At 69.4% G+C, this 26,229-nt stretch carries 22 protein-coding genes and 2 tRNA genes; 10 read left to right on the top strand and 14 right to left on the bottom strand.

Translation table 11 applies throughout. From position 1 onward, the window contains the following. Positions 1–192: 192 nt before the first annotated feature. Together AB0K35_RS10160 and AB0K35_RS10155 are read left to right on the top strand one after the other, a co-directional pair. Complete coding sequence (locus tag AB0K35_RS10160) at positions 193–4,659, top strand: HAD-IC family P-type ATPase (protein WP_363885262.1); 4,467 nt, start codon at positions 193–195, stop codon at positions 4,657–4,659. Positions 4,660–4,868: 209 nt separating this feature from the next. Continuing rightward, entirely contained in the window at positions 4,869–5,666 is a 798-nt protein-coding gene (locus tag AB0K35_RS10155) for a hypothetical protein (RefSeq protein WP_238669655.1), read from the top strand. 186 nt (positions 5,667–5,852) lie between these two features. On the opposite strand, the gene AB0K35_RS10150 is transcribed toward AB0K35_RS10155, so the two are convergent. Together AB0K35_RS10150 and AB0K35_RS10145 are read right to left on the bottom strand one after the other, a co-directional pair. After that, positions 5,853–6,179 (bottom strand): hypothetical protein, encoded by a 327-nt coding sequence (locus AB0K35_RS10150; protein WP_238669654.1) that lies wholly within the window; start codon positions 6,177–6,179, stop codon positions 5,853–5,855. Positions 6,180–6,225: 46 nt separating this feature from the next. Further along, entirely contained in the window at positions 6,226–7,434 is a 1,209-nt protein-coding gene (locus AB0K35_RS10145) for a DUF418 domain-containing protein (protein WP_238669653.1), read from the bottom strand. Between the two features lie 109 nt (positions 7,435–7,543). On the opposite strand from AB0K35_RS10145, the gene AB0K35_RS10140 reads away from it, so the two are divergent. The 6 genes from AB0K35_RS10140 to AB0K35_RS10115 all read left to right on the top strand — a co-directional run bounded on the left by AB0K35_RS10140 (position 7,544) and on the right by AB0K35_RS10115 (position 11,833). Next, a complete protein-coding gene (locus AB0K35_RS10140; RefSeq protein ID WP_363884784.1) occupies positions 7,544–8,302 on the top strand; it encodes a TetR/AcrR family transcriptional regulator in 759 nt (252 codons plus the stop codon). 97 nt (positions 8,303–8,399) lie between these two features. Beyond that, positions 8,400–9,200, top strand: a complete 801-nt coding sequence (locus tag AB0K35_RS10135; RefSeq protein WP_363884782.1) for an MBL fold metallo-hydrolase — start codon at positions 8,400–8,402, stop codon at positions 9,198–9,200. 419 nt (positions 9,201–9,619) lie between these two features. Beyond that, positions 9,620–9,919 (top strand): hypothetical protein, encoded by a 300-nt coding sequence (locus AB0K35_RS10130; protein WP_363884780.1) that lies wholly within the window; start codon positions 9,620–9,622, stop codon positions 9,917–9,919. 67 nt (positions 9,920–9,986) lie between these two features. After that, on the top strand, positions 9,987–10,196 hold the full coding sequence (locus tag AB0K35_RS10125) for a tyrosine-type recombinase/integrase (RefSeq protein WP_363884778.1): 210 nt from the start codon (positions 9,987–9,989) through the stop codon (positions 10,194–10,196). 30 nt (positions 10,197–10,226) lie between these two features. Then, on the top strand, positions 10,227–10,697 hold the full coding sequence (locus AB0K35_RS10120) for a hypothetical protein (protein WP_363884776.1): 471 nt from the start codon (positions 10,227–10,229) through the stop codon (positions 10,695–10,697). Between the two features lie 551 nt (positions 10,698–11,248). Further along, on the top strand, positions 11,249–11,833 hold the full coding sequence (locus tag AB0K35_RS10115; RefSeq protein ID WP_363884774.1) for a tyrosine-type recombinase/integrase: 585 nt from the start codon (positions 11,249–11,251) through the stop codon (positions 11,831–11,833). On the opposite strand, the gene AB0K35_RS10110 is transcribed toward AB0K35_RS10115, so the two are convergent. The 6 genes from AB0K35_RS10110 to gyrB all read right to left on the bottom strand — a co-directional run bounded on the left by AB0K35_RS10110 (position 11,804) and on the right by gyrB (position 17,836). Next, a tRNA-Ala gene (locus AB0K35_RS10110) sits at positions 11,804–11,879 on the bottom strand. The two genes, AB0K35_RS10115 and AB0K35_RS10110, sit on opposite strands and share 30 nt — an antisense overlap. Positions 11,880–11,921: 42 nt before the next feature. Then, positions 11,922–12,050, bottom strand: a complete 129-nt coding sequence (locus AB0K35_RS10105) for a DLW-39 family protein (protein ID WP_209444550.1) — start codon at positions 12,048–12,050, stop codon at positions 11,922–11,924. Between the two features lie 42 nt (positions 12,051–12,092). After that, positions 12,093–12,166, bottom strand: a tRNA-Ile gene (locus AB0K35_RS10100). A 151-nt stretch (positions 12,167–12,317) separates the two neighbouring features. Further along, entirely contained in the window at positions 12,318–13,232 is a 915-nt protein-coding gene (locus AB0K35_RS10095) for a DUF3566 domain-containing protein (RefSeq protein ID WP_238669644.1), read from the bottom strand. Positions 13,233–13,236: 4 nt separating this feature from the next. Next, positions 13,237–15,759: a DNA gyrase subunit A gene (gene gyrA / locus AB0K35_RS10090; protein ID WP_238669643.1), complete on the bottom strand. Its 2,523-nt coding sequence runs from the start codon at positions 15,757–15,759 to the stop codon at positions 13,237–13,239. Positions 15,760–15,889: 130 nt separating this feature from the next. Further along, positions 15,890–17,836, bottom strand: a complete 1,947-nt coding sequence (gene gyrB / locus AB0K35_RS10085) for a DNA topoisomerase (ATP-hydrolyzing) subunit B (protein WP_238669642.1) — start codon at positions 17,834–17,836, stop codon at positions 15,890–15,892. Between the two features lie 522 nt (positions 17,837–18,358). Between gyrB and AB0K35_RS10080 the strand changes: the two genes are divergently transcribed. After that, positions 18,359–18,913: a hypothetical protein gene (locus tag AB0K35_RS10080; RefSeq protein ID WP_238669641.1), complete on the top strand. Its 555-nt coding sequence runs from the start codon at positions 18,359–18,361 to the stop codon at positions 18,911–18,913. Here AB0K35_RS10080 and AB0K35_RS10075 read toward each other — a convergent pair. Continuing rightward, positions 18,898–19,386 carry a MarR family transcriptional regulator gene (locus tag AB0K35_RS10075; RefSeq protein ID WP_238669640.1) on the bottom strand — a complete coding sequence of 163 codons (489 nt, stop codon included), beginning with the start codon at positions 19,384–19,386 and terminating at the stop codon, positions 18,898–18,900. The two genes, AB0K35_RS10080 and AB0K35_RS10075, sit on opposite strands and share 16 nt — an antisense overlap. Before the next feature lie 125 nt (positions 19,387–19,511). On the opposite strand from AB0K35_RS10075, the gene AB0K35_RS10070 reads away from it, so the two are divergent. After that, the gene (locus tag AB0K35_RS10070) at positions 19,512–19,739 is read left to right on the top strand and encodes a hypothetical protein (protein ID WP_238669639.1); all 228 of its coding nucleotides are present in this window, start codon (positions 19,512–19,514) and stop codon (positions 19,737–19,739) included. A 9-nt stretch (positions 19,740–19,748) separates the two neighbouring features. On the opposite strand, the gene AB0K35_RS10065 is transcribed toward AB0K35_RS10070, so the two are convergent. The 5 genes from AB0K35_RS10065 to dnaA all read right to left on the bottom strand — a co-directional run bounded on the left by AB0K35_RS10065 (position 19,749) and on the right by dnaA (position 26,154). Continuing rightward, positions 19,749–20,363, bottom strand: coding sequence for a DciA family protein (locus AB0K35_RS10065; protein WP_357268038.1), 615 nt, complete (start codon positions 20,361–20,363; stop codon positions 19,749–19,751). Beyond that, positions 20,353–21,486 carry a DNA replication/repair protein RecF gene (gene recF, locus AB0K35_RS10060; protein ID WP_363884770.1) on the bottom strand — a complete coding sequence of 378 codons (1,134 nt, stop codon included), beginning with the start codon at positions 21,484–21,486 and terminating at the stop codon, positions 20,353–20,355. Before recF ends, AB0K35_RS10065 begins: the two co-directional genes overlap by 11 nt. Positions 21,487–21,502: 16 nt before the next feature. Further along, positions 21,503–22,375: a phosphogluconate dehydrogenase (NAD(+)-dependent, decarboxylating) gene (gene gnd, locus AB0K35_RS10055; RefSeq protein ID WP_238669636.1), complete on the bottom strand. Its 873-nt coding sequence runs from the start codon at positions 22,373–22,375 to the stop codon at positions 21,503–21,505. Between the two features lie 39 nt (positions 22,376–22,414). Beyond that, on the bottom strand, positions 22,415–23,548 hold the full coding sequence (dnaN, locus tag AB0K35_RS10050) for a DNA polymerase III subunit beta (protein ID WP_238669635.1): 1,134 nt from the start codon (positions 23,546–23,548) through the stop codon (positions 22,415–22,417). 776 nt (positions 23,549–24,324) lie between these two features. Next, positions 24,325–26,154 (bottom strand): chromosomal replication initiator protein DnaA, encoded by a 1,830-nt coding sequence (gene dnaA, locus AB0K35_RS10045; protein WP_238669757.1) that lies wholly within the window; start codon positions 26,152–26,154, stop codon positions 24,325–24,327. Positions 26,155–26,229 lie beyond the last annotated feature (75 nt).

Genomic DNA, 26,229 nt, shown 5'->3' with positions numbered 1-26,229 from the left:
TGGTCGGGTTCCACGGCCCATCCCGTCCATGCGCCAGCGACGGCGGAAAATTCCGCCACCCAGGGGGCATAACGGATGGCAGGTCGGGAAGCCAGGCCGCCGGACGTGAGTGCGGTGGGAGGACGACATGGCCAAGGTCAGGACGAGCGGCAACAGGGAGCCGGGCCGGCGCCCGTCCAGCCGTACGCCTCGATGACGGCGGCGGGTCGCGCTGCCGGCCGCATCCTGCCGTCCTTCGGCGTGCCGCACCTGGTCGGCGAGGCGTCCCGGTCGGTCAGCTCGGCCGCGGTCCGGCTGGCCCGGACGGTCGGGCTCACCCGGCGTCGGGTCTGGTCCCGGCCGGGCCGGCACCACATCGAGGTGCACGGTGTCTGCCAGGAGGGCGGCGACCAGCTCGCCCGCCAGGTGGAGGGCGCGCTGGAGCGGATGCCCGGAGTGGCCTGGGCCCGGGTGAACGCTCCATCCGGGCGGGTGGTGGTGGCCGTGCGGGCCCCCGAACCAGATCTCGATGACCTCATCGCCACCATCGGCCGCGTCGAGCGGACCTGCGACCACGAGCCCGACCCGGAGATCCCGCCCCCGCACCCGCCCGAGGAGGGCCCACACAACCCGCGCACCCTCGGCGCGCTCGCCTCGGACGCGCTGGGTCTGACCCTCTGGGCGGCCACCCGGATCCTGCCGTTCGCGCCGTTGCCCGGTGAGGTGGCCGGTCTGCTCGCCGCGGTGGATCTTCAGCCGAAGCTGCACGCGTTCCTTGGCAGGACGTTGCGCTCCGACCCGCGCGCGGAGGTTCTCTTTCCGCTGGCCGAAGCCGTGGTGCAGGGCCTGACCGGCCGCTGGACGGGCATCGTCCTCGACGGCGCCCAACGGCTCGTGGAGTGGGGCGAGGACCGGGCCCAGTTCTCCGCCTGGGTGAGCGCCGAACCGCGGTTGACCGGCGACCCCGAGCGTGCCGTCGCCCGGTGGCCGATCGCCGACCGTCCCCGCCCCAAGCCGCACGGCCCGGTCGAGCGGTACATCAACCGGGCGCTCGCCGCCGGTACGGCGGCCGGCGTTGCGGCGGTGCCCTTCGCCGGGCGCAAGCGGGCCGCCGCGCTGGGCCTGTCCGCGCTGCCGAAGGCACCCGGCAGCGGACGCGAAGGGTACGGCGCCCAGCTCGGCCGGATGCTGGCGCGGCGCGGGGTGATCGCGATGGACCGCAGTGTGCTGCGGGAGTTGGACCGGGTCGACACGCTCGTGCTGGACGCTGCGGTGCTCGGCTCGGACCGGGGCGTACTTGCCGATCTGGCGCCCGCACCGGACACGGACGTCGACCAGGTGGTCGAGCGAGCCTTCGCTTTGTTCGACCCGGACGACCCGGCCGCCTCCCGTGCGTCCGACGGCTGGCGGCTCGGACCGTTGGACCAGATGCCCGCGAACGACCCGGACGCCATTCCGGACGCGGCCCGGCTGCGCTCGGCCGGCGGTCATCTGCTCGGCCTCGCCCATGGTGACCGACTTGCGGCAGTATTGCGGGTCGAGCCGGAACCCGCACCCGGCGTCGACGGGCTGCCGGCCGCCGCGCGGCGGGCCGGCCTGCGGCTGGTCGTCGCCGGCGGTGACGAGCAGCGGTACGGCTTCGCCGACGCGATACTGCCCGGCGGGGACCGGCTGGCCGAGTCGGTACGCGCGTTGCAGCGCGACGGGGCGGTGGTGATGCTGGTTTCCGCGGACCGGAAGGCGCTCGGCGCGTCCGACTGCGGCCTCGGGTTCGCCGCGCCGGAGGAACTGCCGCCGTGGGGTGCGCACCTGCTGGTCGGCGCCGACCTACGGGTGGTGGCGCTGGTGATCGAGGCGACCGGGGTGGCTCGGCGTACGGCCCAGCAGAACATCCGGCTGGCCATGGCCGGCACCGGCCTCGGGGCGCTGGGCGCGTTCACGGCCCCGCCGACCGAGCTGCCCGGCCGCTCGCTCGTCGCGGTGAACGGCGCGGCGGGGTTGGCCTTCGCCAACGGGGTCTGGCAGGCCCGCCGGTTGCACGACCAGTCGGACACCCCGGCACCGGTCACGACCGCCTGGCACCTGATGCCCGTCGGCACCGTGCTCGACCACGTGCGCTCCACGCCGGACGGTCTGACCAGCGCGGAGGCGCAGCGCCGGCACCAGGGCGCTGGCGGGAACGGCAATGCCGCACCGGGGAGCGGGGGGCTGCTGCGTGCCTTCGTGGACGAGTTGTCCAACCCGCTCACCCCGGTGCTGGCCGCCGGGGCGGTGCTCTCCGCGTCATTCGGTTCGCTTGTCGATGCCGCGCTGGTGGGCAGCGTCGTCGGTGGGTCCGCCCTGATCGGGGCGGTGCACGAGCGCAACACCGAGCGGTCGCTGGCCGAACTCCTGTCCCGTTCGGCGGTGACCGCACGGGTCCGCCGGGACGGTGCCGAGCAGGTTCTCGCCGCCGAAGACCTGGTCCTCGGGGACGTCATCGCCCTTGAGCCCGGTGACTCGGTGCCGGCGGACTGCCGCGTGCTCGAGGCGGTGGGCCTGGAGGCCGACGAGTCGTCGCTGACCGGCGAGTCGCTGCCGGTCGCCAAGTCCAACCGACCGGTGGTCGCTGCCGCACTCGCCGACCGGCACTCCATGTTGTACGAGGGCACCACGGTCGCCGCCGGGCACGGCACCGCCGTGGTGGTGGCGACCGGGTCGGACACCGAATCCGGTCGCAGCCTCGCCCTGGTCAAGCAGGACCCACCAGCCAGTGGGGTGGAGGCCCGGCTCGGCTCGTTGACCAGCGCCGCCATCCCGTTGGCGGCCGGTTCCGCTGTGGCGGTGGCCGGCGCCGGCCTGCTTCGAGGCGTACCCCTGGCCGAAACGGCGGCGACCGCCGCGAACCTCGCCGTGGCGTCGGTGCCGGAGGGGCTGCCGTTTCTGGTCAGCGCGGCGCAGCTGGCCGCGGCCCGGCGGCTGGCCGAGCACGGCGCGTTGGTCCGCAACCCGCGCACGATCGAGGCGCTGGGCCGGGTGGACGTGCTCTGCTTCGACAAGACCGGCACCCTCACCGAGGGCCAGTTGCTGCTTGCCGGGGTCGGCGACAGCGTCGGTGACCGGTACGCCCCGCTGGACCGGTTGGACGACCGACTGCGGATGACGTTGGCCGCGGCGCTGCGGGCCACCCCCGCCGCGAAGAATCCGGAGGAGTTGGCGTTGCAGACCGACCGGGCGGTCCGGCGGGGTGCGGGTGAGGCCGGGGTGGTGGAGCAGACCGGCGCCGCCGGTTGGCACGCTGCCGGGGGCCTGCCGTTCGAGCCGTCCCGCGGCTACCACGCGAGCATCGGACAGACCGACGGTCACCTGTTGTTGAGCGTCAAGGGTGCTCCGGAGACGGTGCTGCCGCGCTGTTCGTCCCGACGCGTGGATGGTCGTCGGGAGCCACTGGACGACGCCGGCCGTGCGGAGCTGGAGCGGATGCTCGCCGACCGGGCCGGTGCGGGAAATCGGATCCTGGCCGTCGCGGAGTGCCCGGTGAACGACCCGAAGGTGACCGATTCCGACGTTCGAGGGCTGACGTTCGTGGGTTTCCTGGCCCTCTCGGACGGTGTCCGGGAGAGCGCAGCCCCGGCGGTACGCCGGATCCGGCAGGCCGGCGTGCACACCATCATGATCACCGGTGATCACCCGGCCACCGCGGAGGCGATCGCCGCCACCATCAGTGAACACGACGAGCAGCGGGTGGTCACCGCCGCTGAACTCGACCAACTGGACGACGACGCGCTCGCCGAGCGGTTGGCAAACACCGACGTGGTGGCCCGCTGCACCCCCGCCCACAAGGTGCGGATCATCCAGGCGTTGCAGAAGTGCGGGCGGACCGTGGCGATGACCGGCGACGGCGCCAACGACGCCCCGGCGATCCGGCTGGCCGACGTCGGCATCGCCCTCGGTCAACGGGGCACCCCGGCTGCCCGCGCCGCAGCCGACCTGGTGGTCACCGACGACCGGCTGGAAACCATCATTGCCACCCTGATCGAAGGGCGGGCCATGTGGTCGTCGGTGCGGCACGCGCTCAGCATCCTGGTCGGCGGCAACCTCGGCGAGATCGCGTTCAGTGTGCTCACCGCAGCGGCGACCGGCCGTTCCGCGCTCACCGGACGACAACTGCTGCTGGTCAACCTGCTCACCGACCTGGCGCCGGCGCTGGCCATCGCAGTCCGGCCACCCGCGTCGGACCGCACCGACGCGCTGCTGCGGGAGGGCCCGGACACCGCGCTCGGCGAGAGCCTCACCAGGGAGATCGGGCTGCGGGCGGCAGCCACCACGCTGGGCGCGACAGCAGGCTGGACGTTGGCCCGCTACACCGGACGCCGGCAGCGGGCCGGCACTGTCGCCCTGGTCTCCCTGGTCGGCACCCAACTCGGGCAGACCATCCTGGCCGGCGGCACCAGCCCGACCGTGCTGGCGTCCACCGCGGCGTCACTGGGCGTCCTTGTAGTGGTGGTGCAGACCCCGGGGGTGAGCCAGTTCTTCGGCTGCACCCCGCTCGGGCCGGTGGGCTGGACCATCGGGGCCGGGTCGGCGCTCGGCGCGACCTTCGCCAACGGGGCGCTCACGAAGCTGATGGAGCACGTGCCGCAGGCCCGCCCCCACACCACCACTGCGGGCAGCGACGGCGCGACCGGCTCCAAGGACTGAGCACCGGGCGGTCACCACATAGCTGTCACCGCTCTTCCGGATGGAACGGGTCCCGGGCCGAACCGTGCTCGGCGCAACAGTGCTGATCCGGAGTCTCTCTGCCGGGCCGCTCGGCTCGGTACGAAAGGACGATCGGATACCAGCTGGTCTGCGCTAGCATCCTCCAGCCCGCCTGATGATCATGGCCGGAGAGAGCGCGAGGAGATTCCTTGAGTAAGGCGAAGGCATGGGTGGGCGGTATCGCAGCACTCGGTCTCATTCTCTGTTGCGGCCGGGTCTTCTCCCAATCCGAGCAGGCTGCACCTGCCCCGACGCCCACGCCAGTGCGGACGTCGGCACCTCCCGCGACGCCCTGGGCCAAGCCGTCGCCGCCACCGAGGGCGTTAGCCCTGCCGACCGGGCACAAAATGACGCCGGCCAGGTGGTGCACAAGCTACGCCCAGGTCTTCCTTCAGCTTGACGCGAAGCGGGACAAGATCACCGGCCTACGCAGGAACCAATACAAGAACGGCGTTGCGCTCGATAACACCGGGCGCGAGGCGCAGGCTGACGCAATCTGGGCTGAGGTGGAGGCGTTCGACCCCGGGCAGGCGATCGCTGACGCGCTCTTGTCGCTTCCGCACGCCAGCTACGAAGAGGCGGCGCTGGCTGCCCCGGACGGCGCGAACAACAACCCGGTCAACGTCGATATGTGGCACGCCTATGACAAGGTCGGGCGGGCGCGAGATTACTACGTGGAAGAGTGGAACAGCTCCCTGTTGGGGCCGGATGACGCCGGCGAGGCCCGCAGCTACGCATCGAACACGCTCGTTGACGCTATCGGCGAGCCGCCGAACGGGAAGCCCGGATCGGGCAAGACCGGCCTCTGCTACGTCCAGCAGCCGTACAAGGACGAGCCGGGTGGCAAAGGCACCGGCAGCGCAGGCAGTGGCAGTGCTGGCTGCGAATATCACGGCCGCCCGAGGGCCACGTGGAAGGTCTGGCGCTGGGGTGACTGGAGCTGTTGAGTGTCACCGGAGCGGTACCCGGCACTGAAGGGTGCGGGCCGGTGGGCGTGCGGTCGGTGACTGTGGGCCGGCCGGCATGCTGCGTGGAGCGTTATTCCTCAGAGTCATATGCGTAACTCAGAGTCATGACGCTCCACGCAGGACCACACTCCAGCCGTCCGGCGGAAAGACCCGCCGCCCGGGTCGTCAGGCAAAGGGCTTGGGGAGTGGAACCTCCCCGCTCATCGCCTTCTCCGCCAATTCCGTTCGCTCCGGGTGGAGCCTGCTCTCGTTCAACGGGTGACGAGGCGTGTTGATGCATTGTTGGCCGCTCTGGGCACTACAGACCGGACACCAGAGGAAGAGGCCGCCAGATGGCACCAGCTCGACACCCTGAGCCAGAGCCGACTTGCCGATCTTGATGATCGCCTCGTACAGGCTGTAGTCCCGGTGCCGTGCCGCTGCGGCGGCCGCATCCCGCATCCCGACCCAGAACTGTTCGGTTGCATCCGGCTCGTCGATATTGATCTGCACATTCGAAGATCCCCGTCCTCGAGTGACCCAAACCATCATCAAACCGTCACTGGGCTTCCGTTCGTGGTCCGTAGGTCAGCCGACGCAGGACGATCTCGGCCGGACCGGGTTGCCGGCGCTTGTCGAGCTGACGGGCGATCAGGACGGTGGTGAGCCAGACGGCCACCGCGACGATCAGACCGGTCACCGTGGGGCTGCCGAACCTGTCGCCGAGGGCGAGCGTGAAGGGCGCCAGGAGGACGAGCCAGGCCACGGACTGGAACAGGTATCCCGACAGGGAACGCTGACCCAGGGCTGAGAGAGCGCCGACGACGGGACCGGATCGGCTGGCTCGCATGGCGATCAGGCCGAAGACGGCCACGTAGCCCGGTCCGGCGAACATGCCGCTGACCCCGTGGAGCAGCAGCATCAGACCGGCGGCCGACTCGTCGACGTGCAGCCATCCGGCACTGACCAGGGCAGCCGGAAGGCCACCGGCAACTGCGGCGCCGAGGCCGAGGACGGCGGTCCACGTGAGCAGGGTCCGGTGCCGGGGCAACTCTTCGAGGACGCGGCGACGAGCGGCCCACATGCCCAGCCAGGCAATCATGATGAAGGGCAGGACGGTCAGCGTGTGCACCGGCCATTCGCCGATGCGATCCAGCATGGACGCGACGTAACCGGGTGCGGCGAGAGAGTCGACGTGGCCCGACGGCAGCGGTGCCGCTCCGCCCGACCCCCCGAGGATGCCGCTCACCACCATCGCACCGATGACCAGCATCTCGACCGCCGACAGCGCCCAGAGCACCAGCACGACGCGGTGGAACCTGTCGCCGCGGCGCAGCAGCAACAGGGTCATCGCGATCCCGACGATCCCGTACGCGCCGAGGAAGTCGCCGTAGTACAGCAACGCGGCGTGCGCGAACCCGAACACGACCAGCCAAACGTTACGACGCAACAGCACGGCGCGGACCTGCTTCGGGGTGGCACCGGAGGCGTCCTGGCGGCGGGCGAGTTGGACGAGGCCGTAGCCGAACATCACGGCGAAGACCGGATAGCCGCGGGCATGGACGAGTTCGAAGAGCAGGAAGTTGAGGCCGCGATCGACGCCTTCCGGGGTGGCGTCGAGGCCCGGCTCGCCGGCGAAGACGACTCCGGCGACGTTGGCCAGCGCGATGATCAGCAGCATCGCTCCCCGGGCCAGGTCCGGCGCGAGGGCACGCTCGGTGCGCAGCACCGGCCCTCTCGAAGTTTGCGGTGCGGTGTCGATGCCCATGGTCGTCTCCCCGTGACTCGGCTTTAGTTTCAGAGAGAAAGTATCAGACGTACACCAATGCTGTCTGTCATGATGTGGACGTAACCTTCCGGGGCGAACGTGGGAGCCCATGACCAGCGACGATTTCATTCCGGCGCCGCTGCGCCGGCTGTGGGGAATGTCAGAGCCGGCGCGTCTCGGACGGCCCGCGTCCCTCGACGTCAACGTGGTCGTCGCCGCCGCGGTGAAGATCGCCGACCGGGACGGGCTCGACGGGGTGACGCTTCCCAAGGTCGCCAAGAGCCTCGGCTTCACGAGCATGTCGCTCTACCGGCACGTCGGCTCCAAGGACGAGCTGCTCACTCTCATGGCCGACGCCGCACTGGGCCCACCGCCGGACATCGCCGCCCCCGACTGGCGGGAAGGGCTACGCCGTTGGGCCTTCGCGCAGCGCGCGGTGTTCCAGCGTCGGCCGTGGCTGACGCGCGTGCCCGCCGCCGGTCCACCCTCCGGGCCGCACCAGATCGCCTGGATGGAGGCCGCGCTGGCGGTCATGTCCGGCACCCTCCTCGACTGGGCGCACCGGATCGGTGCGATGTCGCTGATCAGCGGCTACGTGGTCCAGTCGGTACGGCAGTACAGCGAACTCGCCGAGGGCAGGGCCGACGGCCAGGGCCAGGCCGACGCCGAACGCGACTACGGCCGGGCGCTGGCGCGACTCGTCAACCCCGACCGCTTCCCCGAGGCAGCCCGGCTGTTCTCCTCGACGCTGTTCGAGGCACCACCGTCCGACACCCCCGACGAGGCGATCGCCGACGCGGACTTCTCGCTCGGGCTGGAGTTGATCCTCGACGGCATCGCCGTCCGGATCGCGCGCTCCGACCCCTGACCCACCCGCATGCTCTGGTCGGCCCGTCAGCGGCGCCGGGAGGTGAACCGCATGCCGGCGGCTCACCGGGGTACCGGAGCCGCAGGAGGTGGGCACGATGGCGGAGCAACCGCAGGTGACGTTCATCGGTACCGCGACGACGGTGCTGCGGATCGGCGGCTTCACCCTGTTGACCGACCCGAACTTCCTGCATCGGGGTCAGCGGGCGTACCTGGGCAAGGGGTTGTGGTCGCGCCGACGCACGGACCCGGCGCTGCGGATCGCCCAACTCCCAGAACTGGACGCGGTGGTCCTCTCCCACCTGCACGGTGACCACTTCGACCGGGTGGCCCGTCGGGAACTGGACCGTGAGCTGCCCATCGTCACCACCCCCGCGGCGGAACGCAAGCTGCGCCGCTGGGGCTTCCAGGCCGCCCAGGGCCTGCCGACCTGGTCGTCGCGAGAGCTGCACCGCGACGGTACGACAGTGCGGCTGACCTCGATGCCCGGGCAGCACGGCCCGGGCGCACTGGACCTGCTGATGCCCGACGTGATGGGCACGATGATCGACGTGGAACGCTCCGGGCGGCGGGAGTTCCGGCTCTACGTCACCGGCGACACCCTCAACCGGCCACAACTCACCGCCATCCCCGAACGCTACCCGGACATCGACGCGATGCTGATCCATCTTGGCGGCACGAAGATCGCCGGGATCCTGCTCACCATGGACGCCCGCCAGGGTGCGGACCTGGTGGAGCTGATCAGTCCGCAGCTGACCGTGCCGATCCACTACGACGACTACCCGGTCTTCCGCTCCCCGCTGGCGCACTTCGTCGACGAGGCCCGCCGTCGTGGCTGGGCAAAGCAAGTACGCACCATCGCCCGTGGCGAGACCGTCCCGCTCACTCCGCCGGCCTGACCGCGCTGTCGGCTCCGGGTGCTCCGGCCCGGCTCCGGCGGCTTCGGGGGCAGATGCCAAAGAGCGGTATACCTCAGAGTCATATTCATACCCCAGAGCCATAGCGCTGGCGCCGACACCTCGGCGCCTTGCACTACTTCTATCTGCCATTTGATTGGACTGCCAACCGACGGCGAATACCGACAGCTGTCCGTGTCGCGCTGATGATCTGCCAACGCATTCACCACCCAAGGCAGGCACCGCAGTGCGCTCTGCTGACCCGTTGAATCGCGCACAACGCCGAGTGGCTGATCAGCTACCGATGAAGTAGATGTCGTAGAGGATTCCGCTGCCTCCGCTGGTGCCGGACGGCCGAAGACAGACCATGAAATAGCGGGCACTAGGAACACTGAAGTTCTGAGTGAAGGGGTGGAACCACCATGCCGAGGATCGCCGTTCGTCGCGCCTTGGACGCTGGTGGCCTTCTGCGCCGCATCAAGGTCGAGATTGATGGGCAAGTCGTGGCACGCCTGAAGCGTGGAGCCGTCCAGAGCGTCGACGTAGCGCCCGGCCGGCATGTGGTACGGGCTCATCTGGACTGGCAGAGCAGCGCGCCGGTTGAGGTGCACCTCGCCGGCACGGAGACGATTGCTGTGGAAGCAGCCATAGCGGAACGTTCGATGACGTTCACGGCGACGTTCCTACGGCCCGAGAGCGGGCTCGATCTACAGGTCGTCTGACCGGCTCGCCGCCGCGGATGTGTGGTCGGATCTGGGCCCGGTCTTCGCCAGCACCATCGGCACCGCGATGGAACCGCTAAACGTCAACCGGCGCTTCGAGCAGCTCCGCGCTGCGGCCGGGCTGGACTGGCTGCACCTGCACTACCTGCGGCACGCCTTCGCCACGTTCCTGCTCGACCAGGGCAAAAAAATGCGAACAGTGATGGAACTGCTTGGGCACTCCACGATCCGGATGCCGGCCGACACCTACGGCCACGTCTTGCCGTCGGGCTCGTAAGGCTGCCTCAGCCATCGATCGGGTGTACGGATGGCTGTACAGTCGATCAACGTCACCGAGGGAGAGGCGGGTGAGAGTGCCAAGATGGCCGACATTTACACCGCCTTATCGCTAGAAGCGCCAGATCGGCTCTTTCAGATCACCCGTGTTGCGAGGACGCACACGCAGGTGTGGCTCCAGTCAGACCGATCCCAGATGACGGGCCAAAACCGCCTGGAGGTGCTGTTCCAGTCGGTTCAGTACGTCTGCATGCCGTTCGTGTTGCGTGGCCTCTCGCTACGCCGCGCCCCGCAGGATGACTGGGCTCGACTGAGCGAGCTGCACCAGCTGGAGCATGATCCGCGATGGAGCCTCTACATGCTTTCCCGCAGCCATGACTGGTTCATCGTGTCCGCAACGCCGTTGTGGGCGGAGACCGACCTGAGTTACAACGACGCGACGGCGATCTGGGGCCTCCCCGAGCATGATGACCGGTTGGTCTCAAGGGGGACTCTGGAGTAGAGCGCGTTCGTGATGCTGTGGTGAGAGCAGATCACATTGCTGTCGCGGCGCGGCCCGGCCCGCTCTCGACCTTCGACCCGCCGCATACCCGTCCGTCTGGTCCCAGGGAGCGGCTAGGGCGTATCCCAGTCGGAGGAAGCCGAGACCTCGTAGGGAATTGTCGCCAATATCTCGGCAGGCCCCTCCAAGTTCCAGGCCCGGACGCAGCAGCCGCAGCCGCCTTCCTCTTCGGCGTAGGCCAGTGAGTCTCGGTTGGCGTTCAGCCAAGCCTCAGCCGCCTCGACCTCGCTCGGCTTATCTACGGAGGCCGCCATGGTTTGCCGGATCACAGCGAGCACCGTAGCGCACGGGGAAGGGTGAACCGCTCCTCTGCCTGAAGCCCATCTCTGTCGAAGATCCCCGCCGGAGGAATCGGTCTTGGGTCCTGGCGCAGCCTGCAACTATCGGCCGGCGCGCCGGCCGATGCTGGCGCTTGCGCCGCCAGCCCGCCGACCCTCTGCAGGACCGAGCGACGTGCCCTGACGCCCGAGGAAGCCAAGACGCTGCTGTCGGTGTTGACCGGGGACCGGTTGGAGTCGCTGTTCGTCCTGGCGCTGGCGACCGGGCTGCGGCGAGCTGAACTGCTGGGCCTGCGGTGGTCGGATGTCGACCTGCAGGGCAGGGCGCTGTTCGTTCGGCAGACGCTCCAGCGAACGGATCACGGGTTGGCGTTCGTGCCACCGAAGATGCACCGGTCGGCCCGTCCGCTGCCGGCTCTGGCCGTCCGGGCGTTGGAGGTACAGCACGTGCGCCAAGCCAAGGAACGGCTCGCGCCCGGGAGGTGTGGTCGGATCTGGGCCTGGTCTTCGCCAGCACCATCGGCACGGCTATGGAGCCGCGGAATGTCAACCGGCGCTTTTAGCAAGCATGACGAGCCCGCGGTCCGCAGCTCCTCGTCCTGGTCCAGGAGGAACGTGGCGAAGGCGTGCCGCAGGTCGTGCAGATGCAGCCAGTCCAGCCCGGCTGCCGCGCGGAGCTTGCCTCAGCCATCGACCGTGTACTGGGCGAGGAGGGGACGGTGTGACCGCCTTGGCTGTACTCGGACCGAGATCAACCAGAGAAAGTGCTGGTGGAGCCCAGGGGACTCGAACCCCTAACCCCTGCCTTGCAAAGGCAGTGCTCTGCCAGTTGAGCTAGGGCCCCGTGGGTGGCCCTGGCGACGATCGCTCGTCGCCAGGCCGAGCGTCAGCGCAGGTCGGGCGCGGTCGTCGCCTCGTGCCACAGGGCACGCTCGTCGTTCGACGCCTTGATCTTGTTGAACACGACGGCGGCCACACCGACGACGCCAGCCAGAATCAGCAGCTTCTTGAACATGGGGCGACCCCTCGCGCTCGACTACCGTCGGACGACATGCGGTGGGGCTAGATGGAATCGAACCATCGACCTCAGAGTTATCAGCTCTGCGCTCTAACCGACTGAGCTATAGCCCCGCGTTGCGACGAGCAAGATTAACCCATCCGCTCCGCCGGCCCCAAATCGGGGTCCGAGCTTGCGAGCCAGGCCCGTCGTCGCCTGCAAAACCTACCCGAGTACGGGACGCCGGAGCGACCGCATTCCGCGGTGCCCCGGCGTCCCGGTCACTCAGTCCCGCTCGGCGAGGGTCAGCTCGATCCCGCCGACCAGGTCGGCGCAGACGTTGTAGACGAACGCGCCAAGGGTGGCCAGCGCGGTGAACAGCACCACGTTGACCAGGCCGATCAGCGCCGAGCTGAGAATCACGCCCTTGGCGGTGATCTGGAAGCCGCTGGTGCTCTGCCCACCGCCGGCGTTGACCAGATCGCTCAGGCTCTCGTTGACGCTCTGGAACACGCCCATCGCGTCCAGCGCCAGGTAGAGCACCGAGGTGGCCACCACCACGACGATGAAGAGCACCACCGACACCGCGAATGCGAACTTCATCACGGACCACGGATCGATCCGCTTGAGGTTCAGCCGGGCCCGACGCGGCCCGCGGGAGGCGGCCGAACTGACCGACGTACGCGCCGCACGCACCGCGTCACCGACGCGGGCTGCGCCGACGGCGGACGCGTTGCCGATCCCCGGTGGGAGGCCACCGCCGCTGGCCGGGCGGCCGGCAGTGGCGGTCGCCCGCGCCGCGTCAGGCTGCGGCTGGGTCATCCCGGGTGTGATCCGCGGCTGGGTGCCGGTGGACCCGGTTGACGCCGCCTGACCGGGCCGGAGACCGATCGGTTGGGTGGTCGCCGGACGTGCCGGGGGTGCCGCCGCCGGACCCGGAGGGCTGGCGGCGGCCGACGTCGGCGCCTCGGCGCTGGACGCCTCGGTCTTGTCGCCGGACTCGCCATCTTCGCCCGGCTGCTCCGGCGGGGGTGTCATGCCTGGAGCCCTGGTGAACTTCGGGGCAGGCGCGTCGGCGGGGACCGTCGCCCGGCCCACGGCCGCGCGGCCGGTCGCTGGTGTGCCGCCCTTGGCGGCCTCCTCGTCGACCGGTTTGGCCGAGGTCCCCGTGTTCCCCGACTTCGCCTGTGTCTCCGTCATTCAACTAGTCCTGTTCGTCAGGCTCGTCGGCATTGCGAGCAATCGCCACGATAGTCACGCCGTCCGGGAGGTCCATCAGCTTGACCCCCATTGTGTTCCGGTCACGCGTACGGCGTACAGGCTTCACCGGAGTCCGAATGACACCACCGTTGCTGGTGATCGCGAACAGCTCGTCGTCCGGATCGATCACCACCGCGCCAACCAGACCGCCGCGCCGTTCGGTGATCTTTGCAGTCAACACGCCCTTACCTCCCCGGCCCTGCACCGGGTATTCCTCGATCGGGGTTCGCTTCGCGTATCCCCCGTTCGTGGCCACCAGCACGTCCAAACCTTCCCGCACGACTTCCATGGCGAGCAGGACGTCGTCGTCCGTGAAGCGCATGCCGATCACACCCGAGGTGGCCCGGCCCATCGGCCGCAACGCCTCGTCCGAGGCGTTGAACCGGATCGCCTGCGCCTTCTTCGAGACCAGCAGCAGGTCGTTCTCCGGCGCAACCAGCGCAGCACCGACCAGCTCGTCCTCATCGCGCAGGTTGATCGCGATGATGCCGCCGGAACGGTTGGAGTCGAACTCCTCGAGCCGCGTCTTCTTCACCAGGCCGTTCTTCGTGGCCAGTACCAGATAGGGGGCTACCTGGTAGTTCGGGATCTCAATGATCTGCGCTATCTGCTCGTCGGGTAGGAAGGCAAGCAGATTGGCCACGTGTTGGCCCTTGGCTACCCTACTGGCCTCCGGCAACTCGTACGCCTTGGCCCGGTAGACGCGGCCCTTGTTCGTGAAGAACAGGATCCAGTCGTGGGTCGAGCAGACGAAGAAGTGGCTGACGATGTCGTCCTGCCGCAGCGTGGCGCCACTGACACCCTTGCCGCCGCGCCGCTGCGAGCGGTACAGATCGACCTTGGTCCGCTTGGCGTACCCGGTGCGGGTGATCGTGACGACCACGTCCTCGCGGGCGATGAGGTCCTCCATGGAGACCTCGCCGTCGAACGGGATGATCTGCGTCCGGCGGTCGTCGCCCCACTTGGTGACGATCTCGCCCAGCTCCTCCGAGACGATCTTCCGCTGCCGCTCGGGCTTGGCGAGGATGTCCTTGAGGTCGGCGATCTCGATCTCGAGCTTCGCCAGGTCGTCGACGATCCGCTGACGCTCCAGGGCGGCGAGCCGGCGCAGCTGCATGTCCAGGATCGCGGTCGCCTGGATCTCGTCGATCTCCAGCAGCCGGATCAGGCCCTGCCGGGCGTCGTCCACTGTCGGAGAGCGCCGGATCAGGGCGATCACCTCGTCCAGCGCGTCCAGCGCCTTACCGAGGCCGCGCAGGATGTGCGCCCGCTCCTCGGCCTTGCGCAGCCGGAACGCGGTCCGCCGGCGGATCACGTCGATCTGGTGCTCGACGTAGTAGCGGATGAACTGGGCCAGGTTGAGCGTGCGCGGCACGCCGTCGACCAGGGCCAGCATGTTGGCGCCGAAGGTCTCCTGGAGCTGGGTGTGCTTGTAGAGGTTGTTCAGCACGACCTTCGCGACCGCGTCGCGCTTGAGCACCAGCACGATCCGCATGCCGGTACGACCGGAGGACTCGTCGCGGATGTCGGCGATCCCGGCGAGCTTGCCCTCCTTGATCAGCTCGGCGATCCGCTCGGCGAGGTTGTCCGGGTTGACCTGGTAGGGCAGCTCGCTGACGACCAGGCAGGGGCGGCCCCGCTTGTCCTCCTCGACCTCCACCACGGCGCGCATCCGGATCGAGCCGCGGCCCGTGCGGTACGCGTCCTGGATCGCTGTGGTGCCGACGATCAGGCCGTGGGTCGGGAAGTCCGGGCCCTTGACGATGCCGAGCAGGGCTTCGAGGGTGGTCTCCTCGTCCTCCTCCGGGTGCTCCAGGCACCACTGCACCGCCGCGCCGATCTCCCGCAGGTTGTGCGGCGGGATCTTGGTGGCCATGCCGACCGCGATGCCCTCGGAGCCGTTCACCAGGAGGTTGGGGATCCGCGACGGCAGGATGGTGGGCTCCTTGGCCCGGCCGTCGTAGTTGTCCTGCAGGTCGACGGTGTCCTCGTCGATGTCCCGCAGCATCTCCATGGCGAGGGGGTCGAGCTTGCACTCGGTGTATCGCATGGCGGCGGCCGGGTCGTTACCCGGCGAGCCGAAGTTGCCGTTGCCGTCGACCAGCGGGTAGCGCAGCGACCAGGGCTGCGCCATCCGGACCAGCGCGTCGTAGATCGCCGAGTCGCCGTGCGGGTGGAACTGACCCATCACGTCACCGACGACACGGGAGCACTTCACGTAGCCGCGGTCCGGACGGTAGCCGGAGTCGAACATCGCGTAGAGGATCTTGCGGTGGACCGGCTTGAGGCCGTCCCGGACGTCCGGCAGCGCGCGACCGACGATGACGCTCATCGCGTAGTCGAGGTAGGAGCGCTGCATCTCCACCTCGAGCCCGACCGGTTCGATCCGGTCGTGCGCGACCACCGCGGCGATGGCCTCGGCGGGAACCTCGGGCTCGTTCGGTGTGGACTCGGGAGAATCGGTCACTGTATACCCTTATCAGACTCAGAGTCGTTTTCGTGCTGTGGATAACGGCTGTGGATACCGGCCAAGCTGTGGATAACTCTGTGGACCGCCGGATCGGCCGGGCAGTGCCCGACCGATCCGGCGCAGTCCGTCAGATGTCCAGGAACCGCACGTCCTTGGCGTTGCGCTGGATGAACGACCGGCGCGCCTCGACGTCCTCACCCATCAGCACACTGAACAACTCGTCGGCGGTCGCCGCGTCGTCGAGAGTGACCTGACGCAGGGTACGCGTCGCCGGGTTCATAGTGGTTTCCCACAGCTCGGGATAGTTCATCTCGCCGAGGCCCTTGAAGCGCTGAATGTCGTCCGGCTTGGCGTTCGGCTTCTTCTGCTGGCGCAGCGCGATCAGGCCGTCCCGCTCACGGTCGGAGTACGCGTACTGGGCGTCGTCGCCCTTCTTGTTCCACTTGATCTTGTAGAGCGGCGGGGCGGCCAGGTAGACGTTCCCCATCTCGACCAGCGGACGCATGAAGCGGAACAGCAGGGTGAGCAGCAGCGTCTGGATGTGCTGGCCGTCGACGTCCGCGTCGGCCATCAGCACCACCTTGTGGTACCGCAGCTTCTCCATGTCGAAGTCGTCGTGGATGCCGGTGCCCAGCGCGGTGATCAGCGCCTGGACCTCGTTGTTCTTCAGCACCCGGTCGATCCGGGCCTTCTCCACATTGAGGATCTTGCCGCGGATCGGCAGGATCGCCTGGGTCCGTGGGTCGCGACCCTGCTTGGCCGAGCCGCCGGCCGAGTCGCCCTCGACGATGAACACCTCGGACTCGCGGGGGTCGGTCGACTGGCAGTCGGCCAGCTTGCCCGGCATCGAGCCGGACTCCAGCAGCGACTTACGCCGGGCCAGCTTGCGCGCCTGCTGGGCGGCGATCCGGGCGCGGGCCGCCTGGGACGCCTTCGTGATGATCATCTTGGCCTCGGCCGGGTTGCGGTCGAACCAGTCGACCAGCCGGTCGTTGCAGACCCGCTGCACGAAGCTCTTCACCGGGGTGTTGCCCAGCTTGGTCTTGGTCTGACCCTCGAACTGCGGGTTGGCCAGCTTGACCGAGATGATCGCCGCGAGCCCTTCGCGGATGTCCTCGCCGGAGAGCTTCTCGTCGCCCTTGAGCAGCTTCTTGTCGGTGCCGTACCGGTTGACCACGCTGGTCAGCGCGGACCGGAAGCCCTCCTCGTGGGTGCCGCCCTCGTGGGTGTTGATCGTGTTGGCGAAGGTGTAGACCGACTCGCCGTACGACTCGTTCCACTGCATGGCGATCTCGAGGGACATGCCCTCCTCTTCGGCCTCGAACTCGACCACTGTCTTGTGGATCGGGCTCTTCGAGGCGTTGAGGTGCCGGACGAAGTCCGCGATGCCGCCCTCGTAGTAGAAGGTGACCTCGCGCTGCCGGCCGTCCTCCTCCTCGGCCACCCGCTCGTCGAGCAGGTGGATGCGCAGGGCGCGGTTGAGGAAGGCCATCTCCTGCAGGCGCCGGTAGATGGTCTGGAAGTCGAAGTCGACGGTCTCGAAGACGTCGGGGTCGGGCCAGAAGGAGACCGCCGAGCCGGTGCGGTCGGTGGCCTCGCCCTTCTCCAGCGGGCTCGGCTTGGAGTTGGTGTAGTGCTGCCGCCACACGGAGCCGGACTTGTGGATCTCGACGAACATCTTGGTGGAGAGCGCGTTCACCACGGAGACACCGACGCCGTGCAGACCACCGGAGACCGCGTACGCCTTGCCGTCGAACTTGCCACCCGCGTGCAGGATGGTCAACGCGACCTCGACACCCGGCTTCTTGAGCTTCGGGTGGAGGTCGACGGGGAAACCACGGCCGTTGTCGGTGACCCGGACGCCGCCGTCGGCAAGCAGCACCACGTCGATGGTGTCGCAGTATCCGGCCAGCGCCTCGTCGACCGCGTTGTCGACGACCTCCCAGACGAGGTGGTGCAGACCGCGCTCGCCGGTGGACCCGATGTACATACCGGGCCGCTTGCGAACGGCCTCCAGCCCCTCGAGAACGGTGATCGACTCTGCGCCGTACTCCTGCTTGTCCTGCGCTGCCACCCTCGGCCACTTTCTCGCGTCAGCCGCGCCGGTAGGGCGCGTCGGGCGCGGGTTCGGCGGACAGGACGCGACGTCGGCGCGCGCGGACCGGCGCCGGAGAACTCCGGACAGCGGGTCGAACGCGCCGGTCGCCGCGGTTGCCCGCGGATCGCGATCGGCTCGACCCGACGTGGAGAATGAATCTGGGCCACCGGCCCCGTCCCACTCCCGCACCGGGTCTTCGTCTCGCTGTCAATCCTACTGTGCGCGGGGGACAGAACCACCACTCGGCACCCTCAGCGAGGCGGCTGAGAAGTCCGTAGCCGGCAGAACCCCATTGCCCGCGACTCCCCCCACACGCCACGGTCCGATCGCACGCGCCGTCCCCGAACGGGTTGACCCGCGCTCGGGCGGGTCGGGGGTCGCGGCCGAAGCGTCAGTGCCGTACGTTTGCGGCGCTCCGGAACCAGGCTTGATCTTTACCGGCCGGAACCGGGACGATCGACCCGATCGACCCGACACGTGCTCTTTAAGAGGTGACAGATGGGGCTGGACAACGTCGCGGTGCACTGGCCGCGGACCGGCCGCTTCTACGATCCGGTCGCGCCGGCCGAGTTCGTCGACTTCGGCGAGATCGTCGACCTGCCGCGCATCTCCGCGCCGACAGCGGCGTTGGCCGAGCTGATCGCGAAGACCGGCACCATCCGGGCGACCGCCTACACCGAGTTGGTGGATCTGCTTCTCGGCCTCGAAGGTGTGTTGTACGCCACAGACGCCGCAGCCGAGGACGAGGACCCGGTGATCGATCCGGACGGCTGCTCCTGGATCGCGAGCGGCATCGAACGGTTCGTGGCCGCGCACCGCGCGACAGGCGAGGCGGTCACCTTCGAGTCGGTGAGCATCGTGCTGCGCTCCCTGCTCGGCGACGGTCGGTTGGCCGAGCAGCAGCTGCGCTGGCTGGAAAGCCGGCTCGACGCGCTGCGCGACGAGAGCGGTGCTCCGCCGCAGTGGAACTTCACCTGCGCGGAGCTGGGCGTGCTGGCCGCGTTCTACAGGCGCTGCGCCGAGCGCGGGTTCGCCGTCTACGCCGACGTCTGAGCCGCCGCGTCATTCTCCGACGCGCCTGGTCGGTTGGCGGCCGCGATCAGCTGCGTGAGCACCGCGTGCAGGTGTTGCAGGTCCTCGACGGGCAGCCCGAGCCGCTGCACGATCGCGGCCGGGATCAGCTCGGCCTGACTCCGCAGCTCCGCACCGCTGGCGGTGAGGGTGACGGCGAGGCTGCGCTCGTCGCTCGGGTCGCGTTCCCGGCGCAGGTAGCCGGCCGTCTCCAGCCGCTTGAGCAGGGGTGACAGCGTGCCCGGGTCGAGCTGGAGCAGGCGACTGAGGTCGCGACCGGACAACGGCGCGTGCTGCCAGAGCGCCAACATCACCAGGTACTGCGGATGGGTCAGCCCCATCGGCTCCAGCAGCGGCCGGTAGACGGCCACCACGCTGCGCGCGGCCACCGAGAGGGCGAAGCAGACCTGCTGCTCCAGGGCCAGCGGGTCGACGCCGTCAGGTCGTTCGCTCATCGGTTGCCCTCTCTCCGCACGGTGACTATCGTACCGATCATTTGTACACCAACCATTGGTGCCCCAAAGGTCTGCTCGTGCGATGGACGAGAACCGGCGAGGCGACGCGGGGAAGAGGGCGGCAGATGAGCGAGGACGGCGCGATCACCAGGGGCCCGGGCGAGGGCGGCCGATTGATGCGTTGGGCCTTCCGGCACCTCGCCGGCCCGGCCGAGGGTGTCCAGGGCGCTGTGCAGGGCGGCTCGGCCGAGGCCCGCGAGGCGTGGAAACGCGACCTGGCCGAACGCAAACGCTTCACCCGGGAGCAGCGGGAACGCAAGCGGGCAGCCCGTGAGGCCGACCGGCGCGGCTGAACGGCCCGCTCAGCCGTACGTGTCGCGCGGACCCCGGCCGCGTACCCGCCGCGGGCCCTTCCCCCAGGAGGGCGCGGCGGGGCCGTGGATGTGCAGCTTGCGCACCACGTTGTGCCCGACCTCGCTGGCGATCTGCTTGAGCAGCGAGCCGGCGAGCAGCCGCAGCTGGGTGGCCCAGGCGGTCGAGCGCGCCTCCACTGTCAGCTCGCCGTTCTCCAACTTCACCGGGCGACTGTTCTGCGCGACCTCCGCGCCGACGACCCGCTCCCAGGCGCCGAACACCGTGGCCTCGGCGGCCGGCTGCTGCCAGCCGCGCGCCTTCACCAGCCGGTTCAGCACGGCACTGAGCGGCTGTGGATCGCGCGGGTCGGGGCCGGGGCCGGAGTAACCGCGCAACCGCCGCCCCGAGCCGCCGCCGGCAGCGTCACCGCCCCCGGGAGTACGCCGGGCGCGGGCCGCCGCCTGCCGTCGGGACAGCGCCGCGTCGAGCACCGCCCGGGCCAGCTCCGGCCCGCTGGCGGCCGCCGCCGGCTCACCGCCCGCCGATCCCTCCGCCGCCTTCGGGGTACGCGCAGCAGGACCGTCGCCGGCCGCTGGTCGTTTGCTGCCTGGCTCATCCGACACGGCGTACCGTCCCTTCGCCGACCTGGTAGCGGGTGCCGCGCAGGGCGGCCGGCACGTCATCGTCCACCGCGCAGGTGACCAGCAGCTGACTCGCCCCGCCGACCAGCTCCGCCAACCGCTCCCGGCGGCCGGTGTCCAACTCCGCGAAGACATCGTCGAGGACCAGCACCGGCTCGATGCCGTCGGCCCGCAACAGGTCGTACCCGGCCAGCCGCAACGCGAGGGCGAACGACCACGACTCGCCGTGGCTGGCGTACCCCTTGGCGGGCAGTGGGCCGAGGCTCAGCGCCAACTCGTCGCGGTGTGGGCCAACCAGGGTGGTGCCCCGCTCGATCTCGGCGGAGCGGGACGCGGCCAGGGCCGCCGTCAGCGCCTCGGCCAGCGCGGCCCGATCGGTGGTCGGCTCGACCAGCTCGATCGAGGGCCGGTAGGTGATGCTCGCCGCACCCCGACCGGCGGCCACCGCGTCGTACGCCTTGGCCACGTGCGGGGTGAGCGCGGCCACCAGCTCCAGGCGGCCGGCGAGCAGCTCCGCCCCGTGCTGGGCCAGGTGGGTGTCCCAGACCGCGAGGGTGCCGAGGTCGCCACCCCTGGAGCCACCGGTCTTGCGAGCCAGGTACGCGGTGCGCAGCAGGGCGTTGCGCTGCTTCACGACCCGCTCGTAGTCGGCCCGCACACCCGCGAACCGGGGCTGCCTGTTGACCAGCAGGTCGTCCAGGTAGCGGCGGCGCTCCGACGGATCACCCCGGACCAGCTCAAGATCCTCCGGGGCGAACAGCACCAGCCGGAGCGCCCCGAGCACGTCCCGGGCCCGCCGCGCCGGTGAGCGGCCCAGTCGGGCCCTGTTGGCCTTGCCGGGCACGATCTCCAGCTCGACGAGGAGTTCACGGCCGTCGTGCACCACAGCGCAGCGGATCACTGCGGACGTGGCGCCCATCCGAACCAGAGGCGCATCGGTGGCGACCCGGTGCGAGTCCAGGGTCGCCACATAGCCCAGCGCCTCGACGAGGTTGGTCTTGCCGACGCCGTTGGCGCCGATCAGGACGTTCGCCCCCGGCTGGAGGTCGACGGCCACCCGCTCGTACGAGCGGAAGTCGACCAGTTCCAGCCGGTGAACGTACACAGGTTGTGGATACCGCTCAGCGCTTGTGGACGGCGTGGCCACCGAACTGCTGACGCAGCGCGGAGACAGCCTTCATGGCGGGCGAGTCGTCCTGCCGCGAGGCGAACCGGGCGAACAACGAAGCGGTGATGACGTTCAGCGGCACCGCAAGCCGGACCGCCTCGTCCACCGTCCACCGGCCCTCGCCGGTGTCCTCCGTGTAGCCGCTCAGATCGGCCAGCTCCGGGTCCTCGTCGAGCGCCCGGTCCAGCAGGTCGAGCAGCCAGGAACGGACGACAGTGCCCTCCCGCCAGGACTTGATGACGCCCGGCACGTTGGTCACCAGCTCCGAGGCGGCCATCAGCTCGTAGCCCTCGGCGTAGGCGTGCATCAGGCCGTACTCGATGCCGTTGTGCACCATCTTCGAGTAGTGGCCCGCACCGACAGGGCCGGCGTGCACGAAGCCGAACTCACCCTCGGGCTTGAGCGCGTTGAAGATCGGCATCAGGCGGTCCACGTGCTCCTGGGCGCCACCGACCATCAGCCCGTAGCCGTTCTGCCGGCCCCAGACGCCGCCGGAGACCCCGACGTCCAGGTAGCCGATGCCCCGCTGGTGGAGCCGCTCCGCACGGGGCGCGTCGTCGCTGAAGCGCGAGTTGCCGCCGTCGATGATGATGTCGCCCTCGCCGAGCACCTCGGCGAGCTCGTCGATGGTGGCGTCGGTGACACCGGCGGGCACCATGACCCAGACCGCGCGCGGCGACTCAAGCTTCTCTGCCAGGCCCGCGATGGTCGTGACGTCGCTGATCTGCGCGTTGTGGTCGAAGCCGACCACCTCGTGCCCGGCCGAACGCAACCGCTCCCGCATGTTGCCGCCCATACGGCCGAGTCCTACCAGGCCGAGCTGCATGTGTTTCTACCTCCGTGGATCTGGTGTTGCTGGGCGCGATCAGCGCGAGACGCGGATCGGCATGATGAGGTACCGGTACCCCGGAATGACCTCGCCATCCTCGCCAGCGGGTGAGATCACCGCGGGCTTGAAGGCGTCGACGAACGAGAGCACGGCCGTCTGAGCGCCCAGGTTTGCCAGACCGTCGATGAGGTACTGCGGGTTGAAGCCGATGGTCAGTGGCTCACCGGTGAAGGTGGCCTCCATCGCCTCGCTGGCCCGTGCCTCCTCGGAACCGCCGGCCTCGACCACCAGGCCGTCGGCGCTGAAGCTGAGCAGCACCGGGGTGGTCCGTTCGGCGACCAGCGCGACCCGCTTGACCACCTCGATCAGCGTGCTGACCGGCACCCGGGCCGCGGCGTTGTGCGTGGCCGGGAAGAGCGACCGCACCGGCGGGTAGTTGGCGCCGTCGAGCAGCCGGCTGGTGGTACGTCGGGTGCCGCCGGCGAGGCCGACCATGCCCTCGCCGGCAGCGCCCTGGGCGAGGGCGAGCGTGACCTCGCCGCCCAGCGGGCCGAGGGCCTTGGCGGTGTCGTTCAGGGTGCGGGCGGGCACCAGGGCGTTGATGCTCACCTCGGGGTCGTCCGGCCGCCACTGGATCTCGCGCAGCGCCAACCGGTACCGGTCGGTGGCGAGCATCGACAGGGTGTTGCCCGACAGCTCGACGCGGACACCGGTCATCATCGGCAGCGTCTCGTCGCGACCGGCGGCGATGGCCACCTGGGCCACGGCGGTGGCGAACGCTGCGGCGTCGACTGTGCCGGCGCTCTGCGGCATCTCGGGCAGCGCTGGGTAATCCTCCACCGGCATGGTGGGCAGCGTGAACCGGGCGCTGCCGCAGACCAGTTCGAGATGCGCGCCGACCGCGGCGATGTCGACAGGCTTGGCCGGCAACGCCTTGGTGATCTCGGCGAGCAGGCGGCCGGAGACGAGCGCGGCGCCGTCGGCGTCGCCCTGCACCTCGACGGTCACCTGGCTGGAGACCTCGTAGTCGAACCCGGAGACCCGCAGGTTGCCGTCGGTGACGCGGAGCATCACCCCGGCGAGCACCGGTACGGATGGCCGGTTGGGCAGGCTTTTCGCGGTCCACGCCACAGCCTCGGCGAGCGCGTCGCGCTCTACTCGGAACTTCATCAATGCCTCCGCGTCGACGTCAGCGACAACTCTCTCATGCCGACCGCTGCCTACCGTCCCGCCCGACCGTGCGGGTACCCATCGCACCTTAGGGCGCGGGGACATCGGCTGTGCGCCCGACCCCATGGATCGTGTCGATGCTGACCGGCTGATCCGACAGCGTTCGGCCCGATCCACAGAAAGCCCAACGGTGATGATTGGTTTTTGTTCTCTTAGAAGAGATAACTCATCGTCTTCATCGCACCTGTGCAAACTGTGGAAAACCGAGGTCTGCGCAGGTCAGACAGGTTATCCACCGGTGATTTAGCTGTGGAGAACCGGGGGTACAACCGGCTCGTGTGTCCACAGCCCGGCGACGACGGCCGGTTGTCCACCGTTGTCCACCGGTTGTCCACCGGTAATCCACCGACTTTCTCCCCAAGCCTGTGGATCGCGGGGAAGATCACCATTGCCGTCATCCCCAGAACCTTCAACAGCTCGTGCACAGGTTGATGATGATCGGTGGATAACCTGACGGTCGTCCCCAGGCGTCCACAGCCTCGTACACAGGGTTTCTCCACAGCCTGTGGGTAACTGGCGGAGGACGGACCGTAGTTATCCACCGACGGTGGATAACGAGCTGTGGACAACGAGTGGGGATCGAGGCGGTCACGGCCTCAATGCTGTGGTCTGCACCATGTCGAGAGTCCAGCTACTGACCCAAAAAGAACGCCCGACCGGAGATCCGGTCGGGCGTGTCCTGCGGCTGTGCGGCGCCGCGAGGGCTGTCGTACGCCTCAGCTGTTCTGCTTGATGCGGTTGGTCAGCTCGGCGATCTGGTTGTACAGCGAGCGGCGCTCCGCCATCTGCTGACGAATCTTGCGGTCGGCGTGCATCACAGTGGTGTGGTCGCGGCCACCGAACGCCTGCCCGATCCGGGGCAACGACAGCTCGGTCAACTCCCGACACAGGTACATGGCCACCTGGCGGGCGTTGACCAGCACCCGGGACCTGGACTGGCCGCGCAGATCCTCCAGGCTCACCCCGAAGTAGTCAGCGGTCGAGGCCATGATCTGGTCCGCGTTGATCTCCGGACCGGCGCCGTCGGGCATGAAGTCCCGAAGCACCTCCTCGGCAAGCGACAGCTCGACTGTCGACCGGGTCAGGCTGGCGAACGCGGTCACCCGGATCAGCGCGCCCTCCAGCTCCCGGATCGAGTTCGACACCCGGGAGGCGATGAACTCCAACACGTCCGGCGGGGCGTACATCCGCTCCTGCGCCGCCTTCTTCTGCAGGATCGCGATCCGGGTCTCCAGATCCGGCGGCTGGATGTCGGCCAGCAGCCCCCACTCGAACCGGGTTCGCATCCGGTCCTCAAGGGTCGCGAGCTGGCGCGGCGACCGGTCAGAGGTGATCACGATCTGCTTGTTGGCGTTGTGCAGCGTGTTGAAGGTGTGGAAGAACTCCTCCTGGGTGCGCTCGCGGTTCTCCAGGAACTGGATGTCGTCGATCAACAGGATGTCGACGTCGCGGTAGCGCCGCTGGAACGCGCTGGTCTTGTCGTCCCGGAGCGAGTTGATGAAGTCGTTCGTGAATTCCTCGGTCGAGACGTACCGGACCGAGCGGGCGTTGCCGAGTGTGGTGGCGTAGTGCCCGATGGCGTGCAACAGGTGCGTCTTGCCCAACCCGGAGTGCCCGTAGATGAACAGCGGGTTGTACGCCTTGGCCGGCGACTCCGCCACCGCCACGCTGGCCGCGTGGGCGAAGCGGTTGGACGAGCCGATGACGAACGTCTCAAACATGTACTTCGGGTTGAGCCGGTTGCCGCCGGTGTCGGCACCGGGCAACCGACGGTCGTCGCGGCCACCGGTCCGATGGTCCACGGCGCTGCGACCCGGGCCGCTGTCCGTTCCGCTGTCCCGGGGGAGCGAACGGATCACGTGCTGGTCGCGTGGTGACGCCGAGTCGTCCCGGTAGCGGGGCTCGTAGGGCCGCGTGTCTGGGCCGGGCGGGTCCAGGCGGGCGGCCTGCTCGTCGTAACCGCGCCGGTCCGGACCCGGCCGGGAGGGCCGCAGGGGCTCCGCGAAGGCAGCGCTGAACAGCGCCTCCTGCCCGTCCCTGCTGGCGGGAATCAACCCCGCGCGATGCCCCTCCACAGGCGGCGCGAGCGGCGGACCCGCCGGCGCGGGCAGCGGAGAAGGATCGGGGGTACGCGGCGCGGGTGACTGTTCCCCGATCATCGCGTCGGCCGACGGTCGAGCACCCTGGTCGTCGTCGAACGGCGCGTGGCCCGGGCCGTCGATGTCGAGCTGCCCGGTCTCCGGGGCGCTGCGGTAGACGGTGCCGGCCGGCCGGCCGGTGGCGTCCTCGGCCACCCGAACGGTGACCGCGACCTGGATCGGTCGGCCGAGCCGGCGGGTGAGCGCCTCGGTGATCGCCGGGCGCAGCCGTGACTCGATCACGTCGCGGGTGAACGCGTCCGGAACGGAGAGCAGCGCGGTGTCCTCGACGATCGCTCGCAGCCGGGTCAGTCGGAGATAGGCACGCTGCTGGGCGGAGATGATCTCGTCGGCGAGCTCGTCGGTCGCCGCTAACCACACTGCGGCAAGGTCGGTCGTACCGGCCACCGTCGTGCCACCCCCTCGCTTCTGCTCCCGGCCGCCGCTGTCTGCCAGCCGGCCGTCCCGGGCCCGCTGCGTTCG

Source organism: Micromonospora sp. NPDC053740 (assembly GCF_040677775.1).
Lineage (GTDB): Bacteria > Actinomycetota > Actinomycetes > Mycobacteriales > Micromonosporaceae > Micromonospora > Micromonospora alfalfae.
The sequence above is the reverse complement of the archived record's forward strand: the minus strand, read 5'-3'. Positions and strand labels throughout refer to the sequence as shown.